The sequence below is a fragment of the Blautia sp. RTP21359st1_E11_RTP21359_211015 genome (genome assembly GCF_040910705.1).
Taxonomy (GTDB): Bacteria; Bacillota; Clostridia; order Lachnospirales; family Lachnospiraceae; genus Blautia_A; species Blautia_A fusiformis.
In genome coordinates this window covers 43,123-64,509 of sequence record NZ_JBDGAB010000004.1, presented here as the reverse complement: position 1 = coordinate 64,509, position 21,387 = coordinate 43,123, and the positions used below count along the sequence as shown (strand labels likewise).

Genomic DNA, 21,387 nt, shown 5'->3' with positions numbered 1-21,387 from the left:
AGACATACTCACGAACACATCCGCTTCACACTTTGCATTCATAGCCAGACTTTCTTTATGATCTTTGGCCGCATCCCGGTCCGGGCTTTCTGGCATTTTTGCACAGTTTCCACTTACTTCCGGGCTTTATTCAGTATCATAACACATTTTACTTTCCTTTGCTATGGAAATCATGTAAAATAGGAAACGAAGTGTTTTTTTGCATATCCTGTGTTACGCAGAAAAGCACAGAATCAACAGAAGTAACAAAAAGGAGTAACTATAGCAACAATGAACAAAAAAGCATACAAAGCACTTGAATACTATAAAATCATAGATCTGCTCACAGACAAGGCATCCTCCCCCATGGGAAAAGATCTCTGTCGGAAGCTTACCCCTTCCACAGACATTGAAGAGATCCGGTCCATGCAGCTGCAGACACACGATGCCCTTGCACGCCTGTTCAAAAAAGGCGGCATTTCCTTCGGCAGCGTCAAGGACATCCGCGGCACATTAAAACGTCTTACTGTTGGCAGCGCCCTGAATACACCGGAGCTGCTTTCTGTCTGCAGTCTTCTTGAGAATACCGGTCGTGTAAAGGCCTATTCCAGAAGTGACCGTGATGACGGAATGACCGATTCCCTTGACGGAATGTTTGCGGCACTGGAACCTCTGACACCCCTCAGCACAGAGATCCGCCGCTGTATCCTTTCCGAGGATGAGATCAGTGACGATGCCAGCAGCACGCTTCGTCAGATCCGCCGCAGCATCAAAGCCACCAACGACCGGATACACACCCAGCTTTCTTCTCTGGTTGCAGGAAGTGCCAGGAATTATCTTCAGGATTCCGTTATCACCATGCGCGACGGTCGCTACTGTATCCCGGTAAAGGCTGAATATAAAGGCCAGGTTCCCGGTATGATCCACGACCAGTCCGCCACTGGCTCCACCCTTTTCATTGAGCCCATGGCTGTTGTCAAGCTGAACAACGACATCCGCGAGCTAGAGCTGAAAGAGCAGAAAGAGATCGAAGTGATCCTTGCATCCTTAAGCCAGCAGGTAGCTGCTGAGCTGGAGGCTATTCACGCAGATCTTTCCATCATGGTACAGCTGGACTTTATTTTTGCCCGTGCCGCACTTGCCATGGACATGAACGCCAGTGAACCTGTTTTCAACACAGAGGGCCGGATCCGGCTTCGCCAGGCCCGTCATCCACTGATTGATAAGAAAAAAGCCGTTCCTATTGACATCCGTCTCGGGGATGATTTTGACCTCCTGGTTGTCACCGGACCAAACACCGGTGGTAAAACTGTTTCCCTGAAAACCGTAGGTCTTCTTACCATGATGGGACAGTCGGGTCTCCATATCCCGGCGCTGGATCGTTCCGAACTTGCACTTTTCCGCGAGGTTTATGCTGATATCGGAGATGAGCAGAGCATTGAACAGTCCTTAAGTACCTTCTCCTCTCATATGACAAACGTGGTTTCCTTCCTGAAATCCGCAGATCAGGATTCCCTGGTCCTCTTCGATGAGCTTGGTGCAGGTACGGACCCTACAGAGGGTGCCGCTCTTGCCATTGCGATCCTGTCACATCTTCACGAGCAGGGTATCCGTACCATGGCAACCACCCATTACAGCGAACTGAAGATCTATGCCCTCTCCACTCCAGGTGTGGAAAATGCCTGCTGTGAATTCGATGTGGAAACCTTACGTCCGACCTACCGCCTTCTGATCGGTGTTCCGGGAAAAAGTAACGCATTTGCCATTTCTTCCAAGCTGGGGCTTCCGGATTTCATCATCGCCAAAGCAAAGGAACAGATCAGCGAGCAGGATGAATCTTTTGAAGATGTTCTGACATCCCTGGAGCAGAGCCGTGTCACCATCGAAAACGAGCGTGCTGAAATTGCCCGTTACAAAGAACAGGTAGAAGAGCTGAAAAAATCTCTTCAGGAAAAAGAAGAAAAGCTGGATGAACGTAAAGAGCGGATTCTCAGAGAAGCCAATGAACAGGCACATGCGATTCTCCGCGATACCAAGGAATACGCAGATCAGACCATGAAGCTTTTCCATAAATTCCAGAAGGATCACGTAGATACCGCTTCCGTGGAAAAAGAGCGCCAGAACCTGAAAAAACGTATGTCAAAAGCCGAAAATGGAATGTCTTCCAGACAGCAGAAGCAAAAGCCAAAGAAACAGCTGAAGCCATCCGATCTTTCTCTTGGCGATACCGTAAAGGTGCTCAGCCTGAATCTCAAGGGAACAGTTTCCAGTCATCCGGATTCCAAAGGATATCTCTTTGTGCAGATGGGTATCATACGTTCCAAGGTTCATATCTCCGATCTGGAGCTTGTGGACGAGCCGGTGATCACCACTCCGTCCATGCAGCGTACCGGCGCCGGAAAGATCCGTATGTCCAAGGCAGCCAGCATTTCCACAGAGATCAATCTTCTGGGAAAAACCGTAGATGAGGCAGTTGCAGAGCTGGATAAATATCTGGATGACGCCTATATCGCACACATGAAATCCGTCCGTATCGTTCACGGAAAAGGTACCGGTGCCCTCCGCAAAGGTGTCCACAATTACCTGAAGCGCCAAAAGCACGTAGCTTCCTTCCGTCTCGGCGAATTCGGAGAAGGCGATGCCGGCGTGACCATTGTAGAATTCAAGAAATAAAAAGGAGCTGAAGCCATGGCTACAAAACAGAAAATCCTCATTGTTGACGATGACAACAACATTGCAGAGCTGGTTGCTCTCTATCTCACAAAAGAATGCTTTGAGACTAAGATCGTAAATGACGGCGAGGAAGCCCTGAAGCAGTTCCATATTTTTCACCCGGATCTGATCCTTCTGGATCTCATGCTTCCGGGCATTGACGGATACCAGGTATGCCGTGAGATCCGTCACACCTCCGATGTACCGATCATTATGCTTTCCGCCAAGGGAGAAACCTTTGACAAAGTCCTGGGACTGGAACTTGGAGCGGATGATTACATCATCAAGCCTTTTGACTCCAAAGAGTTGGTGGCACGTGTCCGTGCGGTACTGCGCAGATTTCATGTAAAATCTCCGTCTGCCGCGCCAAAGGAAAAATGTGTTTCCTATCCGGATCTGGTGATCAACCTGACCAACTATTCTGTAACTTATATGGGACACCAGATCGATATGCCGCCAAAGGAGCTGGAGCTTCTCTATTTCCTGGCAGCTTCTCCCAATCAGGTTTTCACAAGAGAACAGCTTCTGGATCACATTTGGGGCTATGAATACATTGGCGATACCAGAACCGTAGACGTTCACATCAAACGTCTACGTGAGAAGATCAAGGATAACCCAAACTGGGCTCTTTCCACAGTCTGGGGAATCGGTTACAAATTTGAGGTAAAGGATTCATGAAACAGCATCTTTATACTAAACTGCTGATCCTGTACTTTATGCTGGGCGGAATCTGCTTTCTGCTGCTTTCCTCCGGTGGCTCCTACCTGGTAGAAAAAAGGCTGGAGCGCTCTACCGGAGAGTCCCTTTACCGCACTGCCAGCCAGCTGGTTTCCAAAAATGAACTTCGTCAGGCTGTAAAAAGCCCCAAAAACAAATCCCTCACCCTGGCTCTTTCCTCTGCAGCAGCCTTTCAAAATGCAGATTTCTGGGTTATGGATACAGATGGGAACGTTCTGATAAACACAAACCAGCAGTCCTCTGATTCCGGTGATATCACCGTCAGGAACTTCCGACCGGAAGATTACGAAGATACCTGCTATTCCTCCGGTACGTTTTACGGGACATTAAAAACCACACAGCTAAGCACAGTCGTTCCCATAAAAGATACGGATCTGGTGACTGGTTATCTGGTGATCCACTACCCTATGAAAAACCTCTACGAAAGCCGCAGCAATATCGTAGAGGTTATGGTCCTGATCTTTATTGTGATCTATGCACTGTTTTTTAGTTTTCTTCTGATCTATTTTTACAGGGTCCACAAACCTCTGAAAGAAATCTTAAAGGGTGCCCTGGAATTTGCCAACGGAAATCTTACCTACACGATCCCCGTAGATTCTGAAGATGAGATGGGATATCTTTCCCACTCCCTGAATTACATGGCAGACAAGCTGAACAAAAACGGAGAGTATCAACGACAATTCATTTCCAATGTGTCCCATGATTTCCGCTCGCCTCTGACCTCCATCAAAGGCTATGTGGAAGCCATGCTGGACGGTACCATCCCACCGGAAATGCAGGAACGTTATCTGAAAGTCATTGCTTTTGAATCCACCCGTCTGGAGAAGCTTACCCGAAGTCTCCTTACCTTAAACGAACTGGATGTCAAAAAGCGTATGATGCATATGCGGCGTTTTGATATCAATGAAACGATCCGTACCACAGCCGCCACCTTTGAGGGAACCTGTTCGGAACGAAACATCCGTCTGGAGCTCCTCCTTGCGGGAAAAGAGCTTTTTGTCCGTGCAGATATGGAACAGATCCAGCAGGTACTGTACAATTTATTGGACAATGCGGTAAAATTCAGCAGCGACAATTCTTCTATCACACTGGAAACCACAGTCAATCATGGCAAGGTTTTTGTCTCAGTCAAAGACCATGGAAGCGGAATTCCAAAGGAAAGTCTTTCCAGGATCTGGGACCGTTTCTATAAGATTGATGCCTCCCGTGGAAAAGACCGCAAGGGTACCGGGCTTGGCCTTGCCATTGTAAAAGAGATCATCAACGCTCATAAGCAGAATATCAATGTGATCAGCACCGTAGGTGTTGGAACAGAATTTATCTTTACACTGGAAAAAGCAAAATAAAACATCAAAAAACCTCTGATCCGGAAGGCTGTAAAAGAAATATCTCTCAATATCTCCTACAGTACTTCCAAATCAGAGGTTTTTATTTACTCTTTGCAGGCTTATTTCCAATCGTAATTTCTCAGATGGCCTTCCAGATTCATATGCGTAAAATTATGCTGTCGCAGCGCCTCATAAAGCACAATGGCAACTGAATTGCTTAAATTCAGGGAACGGATATCTCCGATCATCGGGATCCGCACGCAGGTTTCCTGATTGTTTACCAGGATATCCTCCGGGATTCCCGCACTCTCCTTGCCAAACATAATGAAACAGTCATCCTCATACTGCACATCTGTATAAGTCTGAGGTGCCTTGGTGGTTGCGTAATAAATCTTTGCTCCCGGATTCTTTTTGAGAAAATCCTCATAATCCAAATATCTGGTCACATCCAGATGTTCCCAATAATCCATACCTGCACGCTTGATGGCCTTTTCATTCAGGCGAAAACCAAGCGGTTCGATCAGATGCAGCCTGGTTCCTGTTGCCACACAGGTTCTTCCGATATTTCCTGTATTTGCCGGAATTTCCGGCTCATGGAGCACAATATTCAAAACTCCCATTTATTTTTTTCCTCTTTTCTACATAGCATTAAATATACAAAATATGCATTCGCAATCCGCTTCGCTGCTTGCTCATGAGATCAAAAAGCCAAGCTTTTTGGTCTCATCTTCTGCCGGGCGTTCCAGATATCTGGCATTTCCGCCGCTGTAAAGAAGCCTGTTATTTCCGGAATCGGTCTGCCCGATCACTGCTGCCATGATCCCCTCTCGCCGCAACTGCTGCACAAACGCATCACCGCCATGGATTCCCATAAGAATACTTCCGCCGGAAAGCAGCTTGTACGGATTCACATCAAGGATCTCACAGATCTCTATGGTTTCCTGTCGGATGGGCACACTTCGAAGATCTGCACTAAGACCTACTCCGGATGCCTCCGCCATTTTCCAGAGGGCAGCAAGAAAGCCGCCTTCTCCCATCCGATATCGGGCACTGGCTCCGGATTCTTCCGCCATTTTCCAAATTTTATCATTCTCTGTTCCTGTTCCGTAAACCTCAGGAAGCTTTACAGCATCCTCGAGAAACCGTTCTGCAAAAAACTCCCGCAGCCTGTCATGATAATTCTTTGTGATCCATGCAGTTCCTTCTGCTGCCACAGGGCCTGCCACGATCAGCTCGTCTCCCGGCATAAGCCGTCCGTCTATCTCTGCCTGAAGCGCCTCCAGTGCTTTTTTTCCAAGTTTCATAACTGCCGCCTTAATAAAGGATAAGCGAAAGCACAGTCGGAACTACCATTGCCAGTACCAGAATAACTGCGATGATCGCTGTGATCACTTTTCTTTTTTTCGGATCAAACATTCCCATAATTATTATTCACCTCATCTGTAATATCCGTTAATTGCGCATTGTTGGTCAAAGGATCCCTGTCTGTATAATCAAAAAGAAGCTTCTTTCCGTCCCGGAACACCTCGATATGGGCGGTTTTCGGGATTTTTTTCGCTTTCCGGTAATCCCAGATCAGCCGCTCATACGGCTTCTGGTCTGAAGCAAAGGATGGCCTGCTCTTTAAATTCTCTCGAAGATAAAGATCCAGGAGCATTACATCGGAAAGTGCTTCCGACGGGATCTCTTTCTGTTCTCCGGCAAACTCCATAAGGATCTCATAGCGCCTCATCCTGGAATGAGAGATCTCCGAGTATCCTTTTTTCTCATAAAATCTGCCAAGTGCCTCATACATCCGGAAAGGATCGTCAAAATACTTCTCCAGAAATACAAGGGTATTTTTGAACTGCCCACTATTATAATACACTTCCACCATACTTTCCACCATTTTCAGCCTTAAAATCTCCCCGTAGGTCATCCAGGCTGTGGAAAGTACCTCATAGGGTTCCCGATCCTTGTAAAGAATCTGATATTCCCCTGTCATTTCCATCATGTGTGAACCCTTCAGCACCTTCAGAAAACCAAGCTGAAACTGTTCTGGACGCAGTGCGTAAACATCGCAGAAGGACTTGTGGAAGCTGTCGTATCCCTCATAGGGAAGTCCTGCGATCAGATCCAGATGCTGGTGGATATTTCCAAAGCTGTGGATCTGCTCTACAATCCCTTTCAGCTTTTCAAAATCCATGGTTCTCCGAATGGCTTTGATGGTCTGAGGATTGGTGGACTGTACACCAATCTCCAGCTGGATCAGGCCCGGACGCATGGTTTTCATCAGCGCCAGCTCCTCCGCACGGAGAAGATCTGCTGAAATCTCAAAATGAAAATTGGTGATCCCGTTATCATTCTCCGTAATATACCTCCAGATCTCCATGGCATGGTCATGCTTGCAGTTGAAGGTACGATCCACAAATTTGACCTGAGGAACTTTATTATCAATAAAAAACTGCAATTCCTTTTTTACAAGCTCAATATCACGGAACCGAAGCTTCTTATCTATGGAAGAAAGGCAGTAGCTGCAGGAAAAGGGGCATCCCCTGCTGCTCTCATAATAAATAATGCGGTTTTTAAACTCTGTAAGATTGCTGTATGCAAACGGAACTTTACTTAAATCCATCAATTCCCGCCAGCCCGTGTGTACAATATCCCTGCCTTTGTTTTCATCACGAAAAGCCACTCCACGGATCCCGCTCAAAGTTTCCGGTTTTCTTTCTATATAATAACCTGCCAGTTCATGGAAGGTTTCCTCTCCTTCTCCCACCATCACTCCAAAAAACGCAGGATTCTTTTTCAGAAATTCCACCGCATCGTAGGATACCTCCGGGCCTCCTGCCCAAAACTCCACCTGTGGAAGGATTTTCTTAAGATCCGGCACCAGCTCCCTGACAAAAGAAATATTCCAGATATAGCAGGAAAAGCAGACCACATCCGGCTGCTCCAGATAAATATCTTTTAAAATGTCATCCCTGATCTGATTGATCGTATACTCTTTGACCACAACCCTGGAGCTGTATTCTCCGGAACAGGATTTCAGGTTATATACCGCAAGATTGGAATGGATATATTTTGCATTGCATGCTGCAAGTAAGATTTTCAAATTTTATATTCTCCTAACTTCTGTCGGATAATTTCTTTCCCCGGCAGTTTTCATTATTTCTCTGTTGATCCTTTTCGCTTTATGATTATAACGTTCCCGCCACCGGATGTAAATAGAAAAACAGGGGTTACTGTTCACTGGTAATATTCCGCGAGGTGTTTTTTGTGAGCGAAGGTCACAGAAAACCCGAGACATACCGCGCGAATTTATGCGATCAGCATAAATTCTGTGCATCGCGAAGCGTGTTGCTGAGAACGGAGTGAACAGTAACAAACAGGGATTTCCCTCCTGCCGCAAAAATGCCGTTTTTGTTGTATTTCCATCCAAACAGCGTTAAAATGAGTACTATATATTTTTATAAAGGAGTAATCTTTTTATGGATCGAAACAGCTGTCTGAATTATTTTCAGGCGTTTCCCTTCTGGGAACATATGACGGAAGAAGATCGGAATTTTCTTCTTGATAACATTCGCGAGCTTCATTACCCGGCAGGTGCTGCCATACAGTCTGAAGAGCGCCAGTGCCTAGGAACTCTTTTTCTTCTGAATGGAGTTCTCCGTGTTTATCTACTGTCCGCTCAGGGAAAAGAGGCTACCCTGTACCGTTTAAGGGACAGTGACATCTGCACTCTTTCCGCCTCCTGCATGCTTTCTGCCATTACATTTGATGTACAGATCGATGCAGAAACAGACTGTGATCTGCTTCTGCTTCCGGCAGTTCCTTTTTCCCGGCTGATGAAAAACAATATCTATCTGGAAAATTTCATCTACAAACGGACAACTGAACATTTCTCAGATGTGATCGCAGGAATCGAACGGACATTTTTTATGACCCTGACTCAGAGAATCGCAGCCTTTCTTCTGGATGAAGCTGCAGATACCGGTTCCGATGAGCTCGCTCTCACACAGGAAGCCATCGCCCGCTCCATCGGAAGTGCCAGAGAAGCTGTCAGCCGCAGCCTTAAAAAAATGAATAAAGACGGCTCTATCCAGATCTCACGGGGATCGATCCGTATTCTGGATAAAAGACGTCTTTATGAAATGATGAATACTTTTTAATTTGAAGATGTTTTAGGTGCCGGCTGCAGGATCCACCAGAACAGCATCGGCATAATAGTCATTACTGGCCACATATAACGGATCATCCCATTTACAGGAGACACAAGACATATCAGTATATTCAGCACCGGTATGGCAAAGATCAGAAGTTTTTTCCATTGCTTCTTCACCAGAAGATACCCCATCAGCAACAGAGTAAGCCAGGTATACGTTCCTGCACTTAAGATAAGTCCCAGCCCAGGTGCACGCATCCATAATTCATCATAAAGCCTGAATAGATACTGGATCTTTTTTGGGCCCACATAGCTGACATCGATCCCGGATTTTTTCTGATACAGTTTATCTATGTAAAACCGGTACACGCCCTGCTGTCCTCTTCCCATATGGAACGGATCATTATAACTGTAGATATTATTCAATGTCGCCTGGATATATACTCCCGGATGACGACGGAACATGGCAAACCAGGCTTTAAAATAATCTTTCATGTATCCATCCAATTTAGGATCATTATCATCATCTCTGAACCTGAATGTAATTTTCACAGGATCCGACAGTTCCGGATTATACTTCTCGGCAAGAACATCATAATCCAGGATCCTGTTGATCGCTTTCTTCTCACTTGCGGTTACATCATCCGGATATTCTCTCAGATATCGGGCAGTCTGCTGAAACGGTACCGAAAGCATTTCACATCGGGATCCAGGTGCCACGCCAAGGGCAGGTGCTGCCCCCTTTTCTACGCCCAGATAGCAGGCAAAAACACAGACAGCCACAATAAATGCATATTTCCTCGCACCCTTTACCAAGAAGAAAAACAAAAGGATCAAAGAAGGCAGGACCAGATGAATGCCATTATTTCGGGTAAGACAAACACTGATTCCCAGAAGAAATAAATATACTGCCTTTCTCTTGGAAAAGGAATGACAAATATCTATATACACTGCAAAATACAAAGTAATGACTGCCGTATACAATCCGTCTTTGATCACTGCCTGGGCATAGCTTCCAAATATGGGAACAAATGCAAACAGCAGAACAGTACCAAAAAGTATCCATTTTGGAGCCTTCCATCTGTACAGATAGCGGACTACCGCACTGTAACACCAGATTTCCACAGAAGTAAACACAATGACGATCAGAAATACTCCAAAATTATAACACCAGATAGTTTTTCCAAGTGTCAGCAGTCCACCCATGATCATCGACAGGACCCATGGATGATGATTGTCCAGCGGCATAGCTCCCAAAAATACATCCAGCTGCCGAAATCCATCTGCCGGGATCGAACCTGGGAGAAATGCCAGGATAAACGGTGTCCATCCAATGATCATAGATATCTTTGCCAGGCGGAACCACATTACTTCTTCCTCTCTGGCCGGGATACGCCCGCAGGCCTTTCGGAAAAACTCCATCTCAGGAATCCTCCAGAAATAAGTGATTCCCATATCACAGATAATATAAAATCCTATAAAGCATCCGGCTGAGATCAGGATCTGTTTCTTTGCGCCAAACAGAAAATCCCAGCTTCCATTTGTAAAATAAGAAGTTCCAAGAAGCATTCCCGCCGAAAAGATCACTGCCAAAACATGTGCCTGCCAGTTTCTGTATTTCCGGTAGCCCTCCCATCCTTTCACGTATAAAATAAGAAGCAGGATCCATGCAAGCAAGCTCATGCATCCCAATCCATTATAAACATCGCTCATTTTTTTTGCAGAAGTATTTCCATCCATTGGAAGGCCCGTAAAAGAAAAGGCCAGCGCTGTGATCATTGCCGCGATCACAGGCACTGCATTCTTTTTTATTATTTTCTCATCCATATTTTTATTAACCCTTGTCTAAAATTTTCAGTAAACCAACAATGCTCCGGAAACCATTTCGGTTCCCAGAGCTGTATCTGTTTTTTCTGTTTTCTGTTTTGGTTACTGAAGCGCTGCCTCAAGCTCTGTCTTTGATGTCAGTCCCACAAAACGTGCGGTCTCTTTTCCTTCTTTGAATACCAGCAGTGTGGGGATACTCATGATCTTGTACTGCTGTGCCAGTGATGGCTCTTTGTCTACGTCAACCTTGCCAACCTCATATCCGGCTTCTGCAAGCTCTTCCACGACCGGAGCCTGACGTCTGCATGGTCCGCACCAGGTTGCCCAAAAATCTACCAGTACCGGCTTTTCTGCCTTTAATACCTCTGTTTCAAAATTGTCTGTTGTAAAAACTTTTGCCATGATAAAATTCCTCCTTGATCCTGTATTTATTTTTAGTATCAGCTTATGCTTACGCCTTCAGAAGCTTCCGCACATACTGACAGGCGGAAAGTCCTGCCTGGGCACCGTCATGAACAGCTTTTGCCACCTGGAGAAGTCCACCGGTGCAATCACCTGCTGCATACAGTCCCGGAACTGTAGTCTCCATCTCTTCATTGACCCGGATATTTCCTTTTTCATTCAGTTCCGCTCCGATCTGGCGGGCCATCTCCGAGCTTCCGGCTGTACCAAGTGCTACAAAGACTCCCTCTGCCGGCACAAAAGAATCTGCTCCGGTACCTGCTTCCTGCATGGACACATCACTTTTCAGGCGGATGCCGGAAACACGCTCATCCCCTTCGATCGCCTGGATCTTCATGGTGTTAACCGGAAGCGGATTTTCTCTTGAAAATTCCGGTTTCTTTCCATCTGTAAAGATCGTCACACGGGAAGCGGTATGGGAAAGTTCTTCTGCTTCATGAAGAGCAAAATCACTGTTTCCAAGCACTGCCACTTCTTTTCCTCTGTAAAAAAATGCGTCACATACTGCGCAGTAGCTGACACCTTTTCCCTCAAATTCCTTTACTCCCGGAATCCTGGCAGAAGCTCTCCTGCTTCCGGTTGCCAGGATCACACTGCGTGCCTCAAAATCTCCTGCGGTAGTTTTCACCTCAAAAGTATCAAAACCACCCATTCCCACAACCTGGGCATCCAGGATCCGTACTCCAAGTGCTCTTGCCTGGGCAAGACCTCTTTCGAAAAGCTCTCTGCCGGACAGCGGCTGCTCCAGTCCGTAATAGTTCTCGATCTTCTCCGCTTTTTCCAGTGAACCGATCCCTGTATTTATGATAAGCGGATCCATATTTCCTCTTGCCGCATAAAGTGCTGCCGAGATCCCGGCCGGACCTGCTCCTATGATAATGATATTCTCCATTTCAGACACCTGCTTTCTTCTTCGTTTGGATCTGTTCTATAATATACGCTTCGCATTGGTCTGTTTCTGTGATCAGGTCACTTTTCCTTCACAGAAGTCATTATACCACATTCCCCCAAAATTACACCTTTTTTTCAATAGCTTTTATTTGCGTCTGTTTCTCTTCTATGCTATTATTATAACGACTTTAAACCAATTAAATGAATCAAGATGATACCCCCTGCGGGATCATAAATATCTGCTTGACCTGTAAGGAAACGGATTCCTTATATTTATCAATAGATCATGAATCATAAAAAGGAGCCTAATCTCTATGAGAAATTTTGAATATTTTACCCCTACCCGGGTTATTTTCGGAAAAGATACACACCTTAAGATCGGCACTGTTCTAAAAGAGCAGAACTGCAGCAAAGTACTGATCCATTATGGCAGCCACAGTGCAGTAAGCTCCGGTCTGATCGATGAGATCCGATCTTCTCTGGATGAAGCTGGAATTTCCTATGTCACTCTTGGCGGTGTGGTTCCCAATCCCCGTCTCTCCAAGGTACGTGAGGGTATTGAGCTTTGCCGCAAAGAACAGGTTGATTTTCTTTTGGCTGTTGGCGGTGGCAGCGTTATTGATTCCTGCAAGGCCATCGGCTATGGACTTGCCAATCCGGATACAGATGTATGGAACTTTTTTCTCCGCACCGAAACCCCAAAAGCCTGTCTTCCTGTAGGCGTTATCCTGACGATCGCAGCTTCCGGAAGTGAAATGAGCGGATCCTGTGTGATCACCAATGAAGAGGGCTGGCTGAAACGGAGTAGTGCCCGCAACGATCTGTGCCGCCCACGTTTTGCTATTTTAAATCCCCGCCTCACCTATACCCTGCCGCAATATCAGACCGAAAGCGGCTGTGTGGATATCCTGATGCATACTATGGAACGGTACTTTGTAAATATCGAAACCATGGAGATCACCGACAGTATCAGCGAATCTCTGATGCAGACCGTGATCTATAACTCCCGGATCCTGATGAAGGAGACGGATAATTATACTGCACGGGCAGAGATCATGTGGGCCGGCAGTCTTTCCCACAATGGACTTACCGGCTGCGGAACCGGCGGTGGTGACTGGGCCTGTCACCAGCTGGAGCATGAACTGGGCGGCACCTACGATGTGGCTCACGGAGCCGGTCTTGCCGCTTTGTGGGGAAGCTGGGCACGTTACGTTTATGATGCAAATCCGGAACGCTTTGCCCAGTTTGCAGTCAATATCTTTGACATTCCCTGCAGTACCGACTTCAACAAAACTGCTCTTGCCGGCATAGAAGCCATGGAAGATTATTTCCGTTCCATCCAGATGCCTACCAGCCTTCATGAGCTTGGTCTTGATCTTACAGAAAAGGAGATCCATGATCTGGCGTTTAAATGCAGCTTTGAAGACACCCGTACCATCGGTGTGTTCAAACAGCTTAACATGAAAGATATGGAAAAAATCTATCTTGCTGCCAGATAAATCTGTAGCCATAATATTGCAGATGTTTTTTTGAAAATCAGATTTTTCAGAAAAACATCTGCTTTTTTTATTTTTTCCTTGCATTCTCTACATAAATGTGTTAAAGTAACAAAGTACTCGAAAGAGACATGCCCAGATAGCTCAGTTGGTAGAGCAGAGGACTGAAAATCCTCGTGTCGCTGGTTCGATTCCGGCTCTGGGCATTATTTTTTTACTCTGATCGCAGAATAGCCTCTGCTGGTCAGAGTTTTTTTATACAAAAAACTGCTGCAAATCCCTTGTGGAATCTACAGCAGTCTTTTTCTGATCACTGAAGCAAATAAACTTCTGTATAAAACACGCCCTTCTGCTCTGCTTCGGAGTGTGTTGCCACATATACATCAATGCAATTGGTCCGGATCGCTCCTCCGCAGTCCTCTGCAACATAAACCTGTCCATTGATCACTACTTTGGAACCGTATGGGATCTGACTCGGATCCACTGCGATCGTACGGTTGGTAGTGGCCGTTACTCCTGTGGAAGTAATTCCATTCGCCCATGGTCCGCAGCAGATGCTGCACGGACAATAATGCGTGATCCGGAATGTTCCCAGTGGTTTCAGTGTCGCGTCAGAAGATACTGATACCGGCGTTCCGATCTGTACGCCAGCTGCGGTACTTCCGGAACCACCTGTGGAAGTTACACCATCCACCGCATCCGCAAAAACGCCCTCCCCGGAACTCTTGGTAAGGGATCCTGCTTTTGTATTCTTTTCCTGCTCTGCCTTGGCCACTTCCGTAGCCTGATAACCTTCCAGACAGCTGGTCGGAATATAGCCGACGTGATCTGAACCACTGTCATCTGTGTAAACGATCCTGCTCCAGATAGCATCTACCGTACCTGTTCTTTTCAACTCATCATCCTGAAGGACCTCTCCTACAACCTCTCCGTCCTTCTTGCCGGGATAATCCAGGATATCACTGTCCTGTGCCGCTGTAACTGTATCCGTAAATTTATTTACGATCTCCATATCACTGAGCACGCTGTCCGAAACATAACCGATGATCTTGTCCTCACCTTTCTTTTGGAAGGTCACCTTGCTCCAGCCATTGTCACAGACTGCAACTCTTTCAAGTTTCGTTCCCAGGATCACAGAACGCAGCTCTGTACCACTGTCTCCCGGATTGGACCGGATTTCCGTATTTTTCGCTGTAACATAAAGCGTATCACTCTTCGCCAAAACATTTACTGTGTTTCCCGCCCCATCATCGATCTGAAACTGCTGAGGTGTTTTTTTCTCCTTTGTATATGTATCCAGTGTTGCTTCATATCCCAATACCTCTGCTGATACGGATGCAGGGAAAAGCATAGAAGCACATAAAATAACTGCCAGAAGCTTTTTTCGCATGAAATCTTGCCTCCTTTATTCCGGCATTCTACGGTTTGTCCCGACTATCATAGCATATCAGATCATATTTTGCAATTTCACAGGACAGTCTTCAGAAATTTTTAACAAAAAGATCATATTTTTTAACTGGTCAAATCTATCCGTAACGGATACAATACTTATATGAATATAAAACACAAGAAACCAACCCTTACTAAAAAACAGCGCCACAAACTCCGTGTACAGCAGGTGCGAAGGCAGAAGATCTTTCTGACATGTCTTTTTCTGCTGATCGTGGGCTGTATCCTTCTGCGTTTTTCCAAATTTTCCGGCAGGCAGGAGGAAGCCCATCAGATCAATGCAGCCTGTGAAGCTTATCGCGATGAGGTCTCCAGCGAAGCAGCACAATATGATATGTCCAAGTATGTAGACCTGATCCTGGCTGTGATGATGCAGGAAAGCTCCGGACAGGGTACCGATCCCATGCAGTCCTCAGAAGGAGCCTACAACACCAGATATCCTCAGCAGCCCAATGGTATCACAGATCCTTCTTACTCTATTTCCTGTGGCATCCAGGAGCTGAAATATGCTCTGGATAAAGCCGGCTGTACCGGTCCGACTGATCTTTCCAAGATCCGTCTGGCTCTGCAGGCATACAATTTCGGAGCCGATTCCTATTTTGCTTATCTGGAAGAAAACGGTCAAACTGTGTGGACGGCCCAAAGTGCTCAGGCCTTTGCTCAGATGGCAAGCGGCGGCACACAACGTGATGAAGATGATCCCCTTCATGATCCTGCCGGTCCATGGGACTATGGTGACCAATACTATCCGGATCATGTTTTGCGCTATTACCACTTAGACAATAACTCATAAACCAGCGAAATATTGTCATATACAAGTTCTATTTCAGATGTCTGGAATAAACTTTATATGTTGTATATAATTTCAAAAAAATTCCAAAAAACATTTGACAGAATATAAAATCTATGCTAATATATGTCTTGTCGCTGAGGGAAATATGTGAAGCGATAAGGCATATGCGATAGTGGCGTAGTTGGTAACGCGCGACCTTGCCAAGGTCGAGACCGCGGGTTCGAGCCCCGTCTATCGCTCTTCAGAACTCTGAGTTTTTCAGAGTTCTTTTTTCATTTTTAAAACTATCCTTTTTCGATCAAAAAGTCCCGAGTCTGATCTCTTTTTTCCAGAAATTCAGATTCGGGACTTTATATTTTTTATCTTTTATTTCAGCTGCATATCATGGCCAAGGCATGCATCTTTTAGTGATGGAAAAGGCGGATTCCTGTAAATGCCATCACCATTCCATACTTATTACATGTATCGATAACTGCGTCATCACGTACAGATCCACCCGGCTCTGCAATATATTTTACACCGCTCTTATATGCGCGCTCGATATTATCACTGAACGGGAAGAATGCATCGGATCCCAGTGTCACGCCGGTAAGACCATCCAGCCATGCTCTCTTCTCTTCTTTTGTGAACACTTCCGGCTTCTCTGTGAATGTCTTTTCCCATGCACCATCTGCAAGGACATCCATATATTCCTCACCAATGTAAACATCAATGGCATTATCTCTCTCCGCACGTGTGATCGTGTCTTTAAACGGAAGCTCCAGTACCTTCGGGCACTGACGGAGGTACCAGTTATCTGCTTTCTGGCCTGCAAGGCGTGTACAATGTACACGGGACTGCTGTCCTGCACCAACGCCGATAGCCTGTCCATCCTTAACAAAGCATACGGAATTGGACTGTGTATATTTCAGGATGATCAGAGAAACCTTCATATCTCTCTTGGCTTCTTCCGTAAGCTCTTTATTCTCTGTTACAATATTGGAGATCAGCGCATCATCAATTGCCAGCTCCTGGCGGCCCTGCTCAAAGGTGACTCCAAATACCTGTTTGTGCTCCAAAGGTTCCGGTACATAGTTTTCATCGATCTGGATCACATTGTAATTGCCTTTTTTCTTCTGCTTCAGAATTTCAAGAGCCTCCTCTGTATATCCTGGTGCGATCACACCATCAGAAACCTCTCTCTTGATCAGCATTGCGGTATCTTTGTCGCAGACATCAGAAAGAGAAATAAAATCACCAAATGATGACATACGATCTGCACCTCTTGCTCTTGCATACGCACATGCAAGCGGGGAAAAATTCTTCCAGTCCATATCATCTACCCAGTAGATCTTTGCCAGTGTCTCATTCAGCGGAAGTCCGATGGAAGCACCTGCCGGAGATACATGCTTAAATGAAGTTGCTGCCGGAAGTCCGGTTGCTTTCTTAAGGTCACGTACCAGCTGCCAGCCATTAAAGGCATCCAGGAAGTTGATGTATCCTGGTCTTCCGGAGAGTACCTGGATCGGAAGCTCACTTCCATCTGCCATATAGATCTTTGATGGTTTCTGATTTGGGTTACATCCGTATTTTAACTGTAATTCTTTCATGAAAAAGCTCCTCCGTTCTCTGTGATATCCCTATTTTCTTATTTATTCTTGTTTACGATCCTGGATTCATATTTTCCTGTCTCAATGTCAATAAAACGAACAAAGAGAGAAACTTTATTATCCTGGTTCAGGCTCTTCCAGAGGAGATCCGTAAACTCATCAATATCGCTTGGGATCTCTACCAGCTTCGGCTCTCCCTCGAAACTTGGAAGTGGATTTCCATCGCATTTATAAGTATGGATAAAACGTCCCTGTCCTGCCGCCGCATTCTCATAGGCGAATGTATAACGAAGACAGGAATCCGGATTTCCGTTATTGCTCTTTAAAATAGACATCGCATAATTGAATTTACCGTCTTCAACATGAAGAACACCTGAAATACGAGGTGTATAGTTCGGCGCATCCGGCTCAAACTCTCTGCTGCGGAGAGACTGTTCAAAGGTGAGCTGTCTGTCCATTCCCTCATAGATCGTATCTGTCTGATCACCGTTTGTTACGATGGTCTTATTTCCAAGGACACGTACCGGTGCATAAATGATCAGGCTCGGGTCTGTAAGCTTGGATGGATCAAAAGCCTGTGTACGGATTCCTTCCCCATCCTCAACAAAAATACGGTTTCTGCTGTTCTCGCTTCTTCCCATAATAAAATATGCAGTAACTGCATGTTTCCCGTCAGCGGAACGTCCGATCACAATTCCTCTTCCCGGATAGGAATTTTCTTTCAGTTCTTTTTCAAGTGAAAATGTCGTCATTTTTCACAGTCCTCCTTGTCTAATGTAAGGCCCGGGGCTTATCCCAGGATATGAACGGTAACAAAAAACCGCCTGGACACCCCTTATCAGGCTGCCCAGGCGGTCGGCTTCTCACTTCACTGCACTCCCTGTAGGTAATCCTACTTTCCGCCAGTCATGCAGCTTCTGCTGTTATACTACAATACTTCTTCTTAATTTTCAAGCCCCTATTTTCAGAAATTATTTTTCCAGACTTCTTGTTGCTCACAAAATAAACAATAACACTTTATTTCCCCTGTAATGCATAATCTGTCTGGATCTGTGCTGCAATGTCTGATTTCATCTGGATCCATGCATCGGGATTTTCCACGTAATACTTCGGACAGTCTTTACCTGTGACATCATAATGACGGATCACCTGATCCGAAGTCAGTCCAAAGCGTGTACAAAGCCACGCTGTCAGCTTTACCGCCGAATCATAGGTTGCTGTATTAAACTGCCCTGTTTCATCCGGATGGCAGCATTCAATGGATATGGTATCTACATTTCTGGAATTTGTGGCATAGGATATTTCCGAAGTGGGAATACATTGTACCACTTCTCCCTCCAACCCTATCACAAAATGACTGCTGACTTTGTTGTCCTGCGTTGTCGCAAGATTTTCAAAATAATTCCGGTTGGATACGGCAGTAGATCCCGGATTGGCCGTATAATGAATGGCTATATAATTTACCTGTTCCATAGAAATCTGTGGTCTGGAATAGGAATTCGGTGTCAGAAGCTCCACATCAATAAAAGGTGCTCCTTCTGCCTGCCATTGTTCCGGTCCGCCATTTCCGCTGGCATTCCCGGATATTTCTTCCTGTCCGGACTGAGTTTCACTCTGTTCCATGCGCATCTCAAAAAATGCGTATCCTAACGCACACGCAGCAAAAGCAACGATCACAATGATACATATCAGCACAATCCTCTGCAGGATCTTGATCGGGTTCTTTTTTCTCAAAGACTTCTTTTTTCTTCTGGAAGACCCGGAGGAAGTTTTCTTTACGGAAACAGGCCGCCCGCTATGGGACGGCCTGGGTGACTTTTTACCGGTCTTACCTTTTTTTCCTTTATTATTCATCTACACTGTAGTTTGGAGCCTCTTTTGTGATGTGGATGTCATGTGGATGTGACTCTTTAAGAGATGCAGCTGAAATCTTGATGAATCTGCCTGTTGTCTTAAGCTTCTCAATATTTTCTGCTCCACAGTAACCCATACCGGATCTTAAACCACCGATCAGCTGGAATACGGTATCCTCAACATGTCCTTTATACGCAACACGACCCTCAACACCCTCCGGCACAAGCTTCTTTGCATTCTCCTGGAAATAACGATCCTTGCTGCCATTCTCCATAGCTGCGATAGATCCCATTCCACGATATACTTTATATTTTCTTCCCTGATAAAGCTCGAATGTTCCCGGGCTCTCGTCGCATCCTGCGAACATGCTTCCCATCATGCAGACATTGGCACCTGCTGCGATGGCCTTGGTGATATCTCCGGAATATTTGATACCGCCGTCTGCAATGATCGGGATTCCGTAGCTGTTAGCCACTTCATAACAATCCATAACTGCAGTAACCTGCGGAACACCAATACCTGCAACAACACGTGTTGTACAGATAGATCCCGGTCCGATACCAACTTTGACTGCATCTACTCCAGCCTCGATCAGAGCCTTGGTAGCTTCACCTGTTGCAACATTACCTGCGATTACCTGAAGCTCCGGATATGTTGCCTTGATCTCGCGGACTGCTTTTAAAATGTTTTCTGAATGACCATGTGCAGAATCAATTACGATCACATCTACATTAGCCTTCACAAGCGCATCAACACGTGCAAGCACATTTGCTGTGATGCCAACCGCAGCACCACAGAGAAGTCTTCCCTGTGCATCCTTGGCTGCAAGCGGATACTTGATCTGTTTCTCGATATCCTTGATGGTAATGAGTCCTTTTAAATTAAAGTCATCATCTACAATGGGTAATTTCTCCTTACGGGATTTCGCAAGGATCTTCTTGGCATCCTCAAGTGTGATTCCTTCCTTAGCTGTGATCAGTCCTTCTGAAGTCATGCACTCCTTGATCTTTCTGCTGAAATCTGTCTCAAATTTAAGATCACGGTTTGTGATAATACCTACCAGTTTTCTGCCTTCTGTGATCGGAACACCTGAAATACGGTATTTCGCCATCAAGTCATTGGCATCCTTCAGTGTATGCTCTGCTGAAAGATAAAATGGATCAGTGATAACACCGTTCTCAGAACGTTTAACTTTGTCAACCTCTTCTGCCTGTGCCTCAATGGACATATTCTTGTGAATGATACCGATACCACCCTGTCTGGCCATAGCAATTGCCATTCTGTGCTCTGTAACTGTGTCCATTCCCGCACTCATCATGGGGATATTCAGCTTTACTTTCTTGGTTAAATACGTTGAAACATCAACCTGATTCGGAATTACTTTAGAATAAGCCGGAACCAGCAGGACATCATCAAACGTAATGCCGTCACCAATAATAGTACCCATTGCATTTCCTCCCTTTGTGTAAGATATTTTAAATTTGTGAACTAGTGTAACAAAAAACAAGATTCATGTCAATCCAAAAAAACTTTACTCGGTGCAGAATTTTTCATGGTATTGGCAAGTTCATCATCCAGCTCCAGGATCACCTTGCAGGTTTCTCCGCTGTCTCTTACGATCATGGCATAGCGCTTATGATCCTCAATACCTGAGGAAAAGTCTACGGTTTTCATCTTCTGATTTCCGTTGTAATAATCCATTCTGTGGGATTTCAGAGGTGCCACAAGATCAGCCTCCGCAAGCTGAAGTGATTTTACTCTTTTCCTCTTTGACTTGGACATGATCATATCAATATCCAGTTCCCCGTTAACAAACAGATATTCATATTCCAGGTCTGTTTTCGGAATTACAAAATAGCATGCAACACCAAGAGCGATAGCCGGAACCAGAAGAAGTGCATTCAGCACCAGACCTCCCAGAACCATGATCACGGTCAGTGCAATAAGACCGTATTTTATAGCAAGATCCTTCCCTGTCTGTTTCTTCTTTACCAGAAGTTCTGAATATAAGTCACTCATTTGCTTCTTCCTTTCGTAATTTACTGATTTCTTTTGATTATAACACAAAAAGAGAGCCGCGTCCATGACGCAGGCCCTCTCATTTTGTAAATTATTTACCTGCCTG

Annotated in this window: 18 protein-coding genes, 2 tRNA genes and 1 riboswitch; of the genes, 8 read left to right on the top strand and 12 right to left on the bottom strand. The window is 45.5% G+C overall.

What is annotated here, in order from left to right:
* Positions 1–270: 270 nt before the first annotated feature.
* Genes AB5026_RS02410 through AB5026_RS02400 form a run of 3 tightly spaced genes read left to right on the top strand, consistent with a single transcriptional unit; the run spans position 271 to position 4,775 of the window.
* Positions 271–2,652, top strand: a complete 2,382-nt coding sequence (locus tag AB5026_RS02410; RefSeq protein ID WP_368212681.1) for an endonuclease MutS2 — start codon at positions 271–273, stop codon at positions 2,650–2,652.
* 15 nt (positions 2,653–2,667) lie between these two features.
* The gene (locus tag AB5026_RS02405; RefSeq protein WP_015524367.1) at positions 2,668–3,369 is read left to right on the top strand and encodes a response regulator transcription factor; all 702 of its coding nucleotides are present in this window, start codon (positions 2,668–2,670) and stop codon (positions 3,367–3,369) included.
* Positions 3,366–4,775, top strand: a complete 1,410-nt coding sequence (locus AB5026_RS02400) for a cell wall metabolism sensor histidine kinase WalK (protein WP_250789636.1) — start codon at positions 3,366–3,368, stop codon at positions 4,773–4,775. The genes AB5026_RS02405 and AB5026_RS02400 overlap by 4 nt, the downstream gene beginning before the upstream one ends.
* A 101-nt stretch (positions 4,776–4,876) precedes the next feature.
* Here AB5026_RS02400 and trmL read toward each other — a convergent pair whose 3' ends face one another.
* From trmL to AB5026_RS02385, 3 genes are all read right to left on the bottom strand, one after another.
* The gene (trmL, locus tag AB5026_RS02395) at positions 4,877–5,377 is read right to left on the bottom strand and encodes a tRNA (uridine(34)/cytosine(34)/5-carboxymethylaminomethyluridine(34)-2'-O)-methyltransferase TrmL (RefSeq protein ID WP_015524365.1); all 501 of its coding nucleotides are present in this window, start codon (positions 5,375–5,377) and stop codon (positions 4,877–4,879) included.
* Positions 5,378–5,449: 72 nt separating this feature from the next.
* Positions 5,450–6,061, bottom strand: a complete 612-nt coding sequence (locus AB5026_RS02390) for an AIR synthase-related protein (protein WP_110103447.1) — start codon at positions 6,059–6,061, stop codon at positions 5,450–5,452.
* Between the two features lie 104 nt (positions 6,062–6,165).
* Positions 6,166–7,851, bottom strand: a complete 1,686-nt coding sequence (locus tag AB5026_RS02385) for a B12-binding domain-containing radical SAM protein (protein WP_173758331.1) — start codon at positions 7,849–7,851, stop codon at positions 6,166–6,168.
* 376 nt (positions 7,852–8,227) lie between these two features.
* On the opposite strand from AB5026_RS02385, the gene AB5026_RS02380 reads away from it, so the two are divergent.
* On the top strand, positions 8,228–8,908 hold the full coding sequence (locus AB5026_RS02380) for a Crp/Fnr family transcriptional regulator (protein WP_059085432.1): 681 nt from the start codon (positions 8,228–8,230) through the stop codon (positions 8,906–8,908).
* On the opposite strand, the gene AB5026_RS02375 is transcribed toward AB5026_RS02380, so the two are convergent.
* The 3 genes from AB5026_RS02375 to AB5026_RS02365 all read right to left on the bottom strand — a co-directional run bounded on the left by AB5026_RS02375 (position 8,905) and on the right by AB5026_RS02365 (position 12,082).
* Complete coding sequence (locus tag AB5026_RS02375; RefSeq protein WP_368212678.1) at positions 8,905–10,728, bottom strand: DUF6020 family protein; 1,824 nt, start codon at positions 10,726–10,728, stop codon at positions 8,905–8,907. The genes AB5026_RS02380 and AB5026_RS02375 overlap by 4 nt on opposite strands.
* Before the next feature lie 102 nt (positions 10,729–10,830).
* The gene (trxA, locus tag AB5026_RS02370; protein WP_021651804.1) at positions 10,831–11,130 is read right to left on the bottom strand and encodes a thioredoxin; all 300 of its coding nucleotides are present in this window, start codon (positions 11,128–11,130) and stop codon (positions 10,831–10,833) included.
* Positions 11,131–11,179: 49 nt separating this feature from the next.
* The gene (locus AB5026_RS02365) at positions 11,180–12,082 is read right to left on the bottom strand and encodes an NAD(P)/FAD-dependent oxidoreductase (protein ID WP_021651805.1); all 903 of its coding nucleotides are present in this window, start codon (positions 12,080–12,082) and stop codon (positions 11,180–11,182) included.
* A 313-nt stretch (positions 12,083–12,395) separates the two neighbouring features.
* Here AB5026_RS02365 and AB5026_RS02360 point away from each other — a divergent pair, with 313 nt between their 5' ends.
* Both AB5026_RS02360 and AB5026_RS02355 read left to right on the top strand, forming a co-directional pair.
* Positions 12,396–13,580 (top strand): iron-containing alcohol dehydrogenase, encoded by a 1,185-nt coding sequence (locus AB5026_RS02360; RefSeq protein ID WP_015524359.1) that lies wholly within the window; start codon positions 12,396–12,398, stop codon positions 13,578–13,580.
* A gap of 130 nt (positions 13,581–13,710) precedes the next feature.
* Positions 13,711–13,783, top strand: a tRNA-Phe gene (locus tag AB5026_RS02355).
* Between the two features lie 104 nt (positions 13,784–13,887).
* Here AB5026_RS02355 and AB5026_RS02350 read toward each other — a convergent pair.
* Positions 13,888–14,967: a 3D domain-containing protein gene (locus tag AB5026_RS02350; RefSeq protein ID WP_173740021.1), complete on the bottom strand. Its 1,080-nt coding sequence runs from the start codon at positions 14,965–14,967 to the stop codon at positions 13,888–13,890.
* Between the two features lie 162 nt (positions 14,968–15,129).
* Between AB5026_RS02350 and AB5026_RS02345 the strand changes: the two genes are divergently transcribed.
* Both AB5026_RS02345 and AB5026_RS02340 read left to right on the top strand, forming a co-directional pair.
* Complete coding sequence (locus AB5026_RS02345; RefSeq protein WP_059085429.1) at positions 15,130–15,819, top strand: lysozyme family protein; 690 nt, start codon at positions 15,130–15,132, stop codon at positions 15,817–15,819.
* A gap of 166 nt (positions 15,820–15,985) precedes the next feature.
* Positions 15,986–16,058, top strand: a tRNA-Gly gene (locus AB5026_RS02340).
* A 165-nt stretch (positions 16,059–16,223) separates the two neighbouring features.
* On the opposite strand, the gene AB5026_RS02335 is transcribed toward AB5026_RS02340, so the two are convergent.
* The 5 genes from AB5026_RS02335 to AB5026_RS02315 form a co-directional block, all read right to left on the bottom strand.
* Entirely contained in the window at positions 16,224–17,408 is a 1,185-nt protein-coding gene (locus AB5026_RS02335; protein WP_015524356.1) for a phosphoribosylaminoimidazolecarboxamide formyltransferase, read from the bottom strand.
* Positions 17,409–17,446: 38 nt separating this feature from the next.
* Positions 17,447–18,160, bottom strand: coding sequence for an IMP cyclohydrolase (locus AB5026_RS02330; RefSeq protein ID WP_015524355.1), 714 nt, complete (start codon positions 18,158–18,160; stop codon positions 17,447–17,449).
* An 86-nt stretch (positions 18,161–18,246) separates the two neighbouring features.
* Positions 18,247–18,328, bottom strand: a riboswitch (ZMP/ZTP riboswitch).
* Positions 18,329–18,425: 97 nt separating this feature from the next.
* Complete coding sequence (locus AB5026_RS02325) at positions 18,426–19,142, bottom strand: N-acetylmuramoyl-L-alanine amidase family protein (protein WP_242872606.1); 717 nt, start codon at positions 19,140–19,142, stop codon at positions 18,426–18,428.
* Positions 19,143–19,254: 112 nt separating this feature from the next.
* Entirely contained in the window at positions 19,255–20,709 is a 1,455-nt protein-coding gene (gene guaB / locus AB5026_RS02320; RefSeq protein ID WP_368212676.1) for an IMP dehydrogenase, read from the bottom strand.
* A gap of 68 nt (positions 20,710–20,777) precedes the next feature.
* Entirely contained in the window at positions 20,778–21,281 is a 504-nt protein-coding gene (locus AB5026_RS02315; RefSeq protein ID WP_144093870.1) for a DUF6106 family protein, read from the bottom strand.
* Between the last annotated feature and the right edge of the window lie 106 nt (positions 21,282–21,387).

Coding starts and splice junctions, on each gene's coding strand:
- trmL (WP_015524365.1), bottom strand. CDS start 5,377: ATGGGAGTTTTGAATATTGTGCTCCATGAGCCGGAAATTCCGGCAAAT.
- AB5026_RS02365 (WP_021651805.1), bottom strand. CDS start 12,082: ATGGAGAATATCATTATCATAGGAGCAGGTCCGGCCGGGATCTCGGCA.
- AB5026_RS02375 (WP_368212678.1), bottom strand. CDS start 10,728: ATGGATGAGAAAATAATAAAAAAGAATGCAGTGCCTGTGATCGCGGCA.
- AB5026_RS02315 (WP_144093870.1), bottom strand. CDS start 21,281: ATGAGTGACTTATATTCAGAACTTCTGGTAAAGAAGAAACAGACAGGG.
- AB5026_RS02330 (WP_015524355.1), bottom strand. CDS start 18,160: ATGACGACATTTTCACTTGAAAAAGAACTGAAAGAAAATTCCTATCCG.
- AB5026_RS02405 (WP_015524367.1), top strand. CDS start 2,668: ATGGCTACAAAACAGAAAATCCTCATTGTTGACGATGACAACAACATT.
- AB5026_RS02400 (WP_250789636.1), top strand. CDS start 3,366: ATGAAACAGCATCTTTATACTAAACTGCTGATCCTGTACTTTATGCTG.
- AB5026_RS02350 (WP_173740021.1), bottom strand. CDS start 14,967: ATGCGAAAAAAGCTTCTGGCAGTTATTTTATGTGCTTCTATGCTTTTC.
- AB5026_RS02345 (WP_059085429.1), top strand. CDS start 15,130: ATGAATATAAAACACAAGAAACCAACCCTTACTAAAAAACAGCGCCAC.
- AB5026_RS02380 (WP_059085432.1), top strand. CDS start 8,228: ATGGATCGAAACAGCTGTCTGAATTATTTTCAGGCGTTTCCCTTCTGG.
- trxA (WP_021651804.1), bottom strand. CDS start 11,130: ATGGCAAAAGTTTTTACAACAGACAATTTTGAAACAGAGGTATTAAAG.
- AB5026_RS02410 (WP_368212681.1), top strand. CDS start 271: ATGAACAAAAAAGCATACAAAGCACTTGAATACTATAAAATCATAGAT.
- AB5026_RS02360 (WP_015524359.1), top strand. CDS start 12,396: ATGAGAAATTTTGAATATTTTACCCCTACCCGGGTTATTTTCGGAAAA.
- AB5026_RS02335 (WP_015524356.1), bottom strand. CDS start 17,408: ATGAAAGAATTACAGTTAAAATACGGATGTAACCCAAATCAGAAACCA.
- AB5026_RS02390 (WP_110103447.1), bottom strand. CDS start 6,061: ATGAAACTTGGAAAAAAAGCACTGGAGGCGCTTCAGGCAGAGATAGAC.
- guaB (WP_368212676.1), bottom strand. CDS start 20,709: ATGGGTACTATTATTGGTGACGGCATTACGTTTGATGATGTCCTGCTG.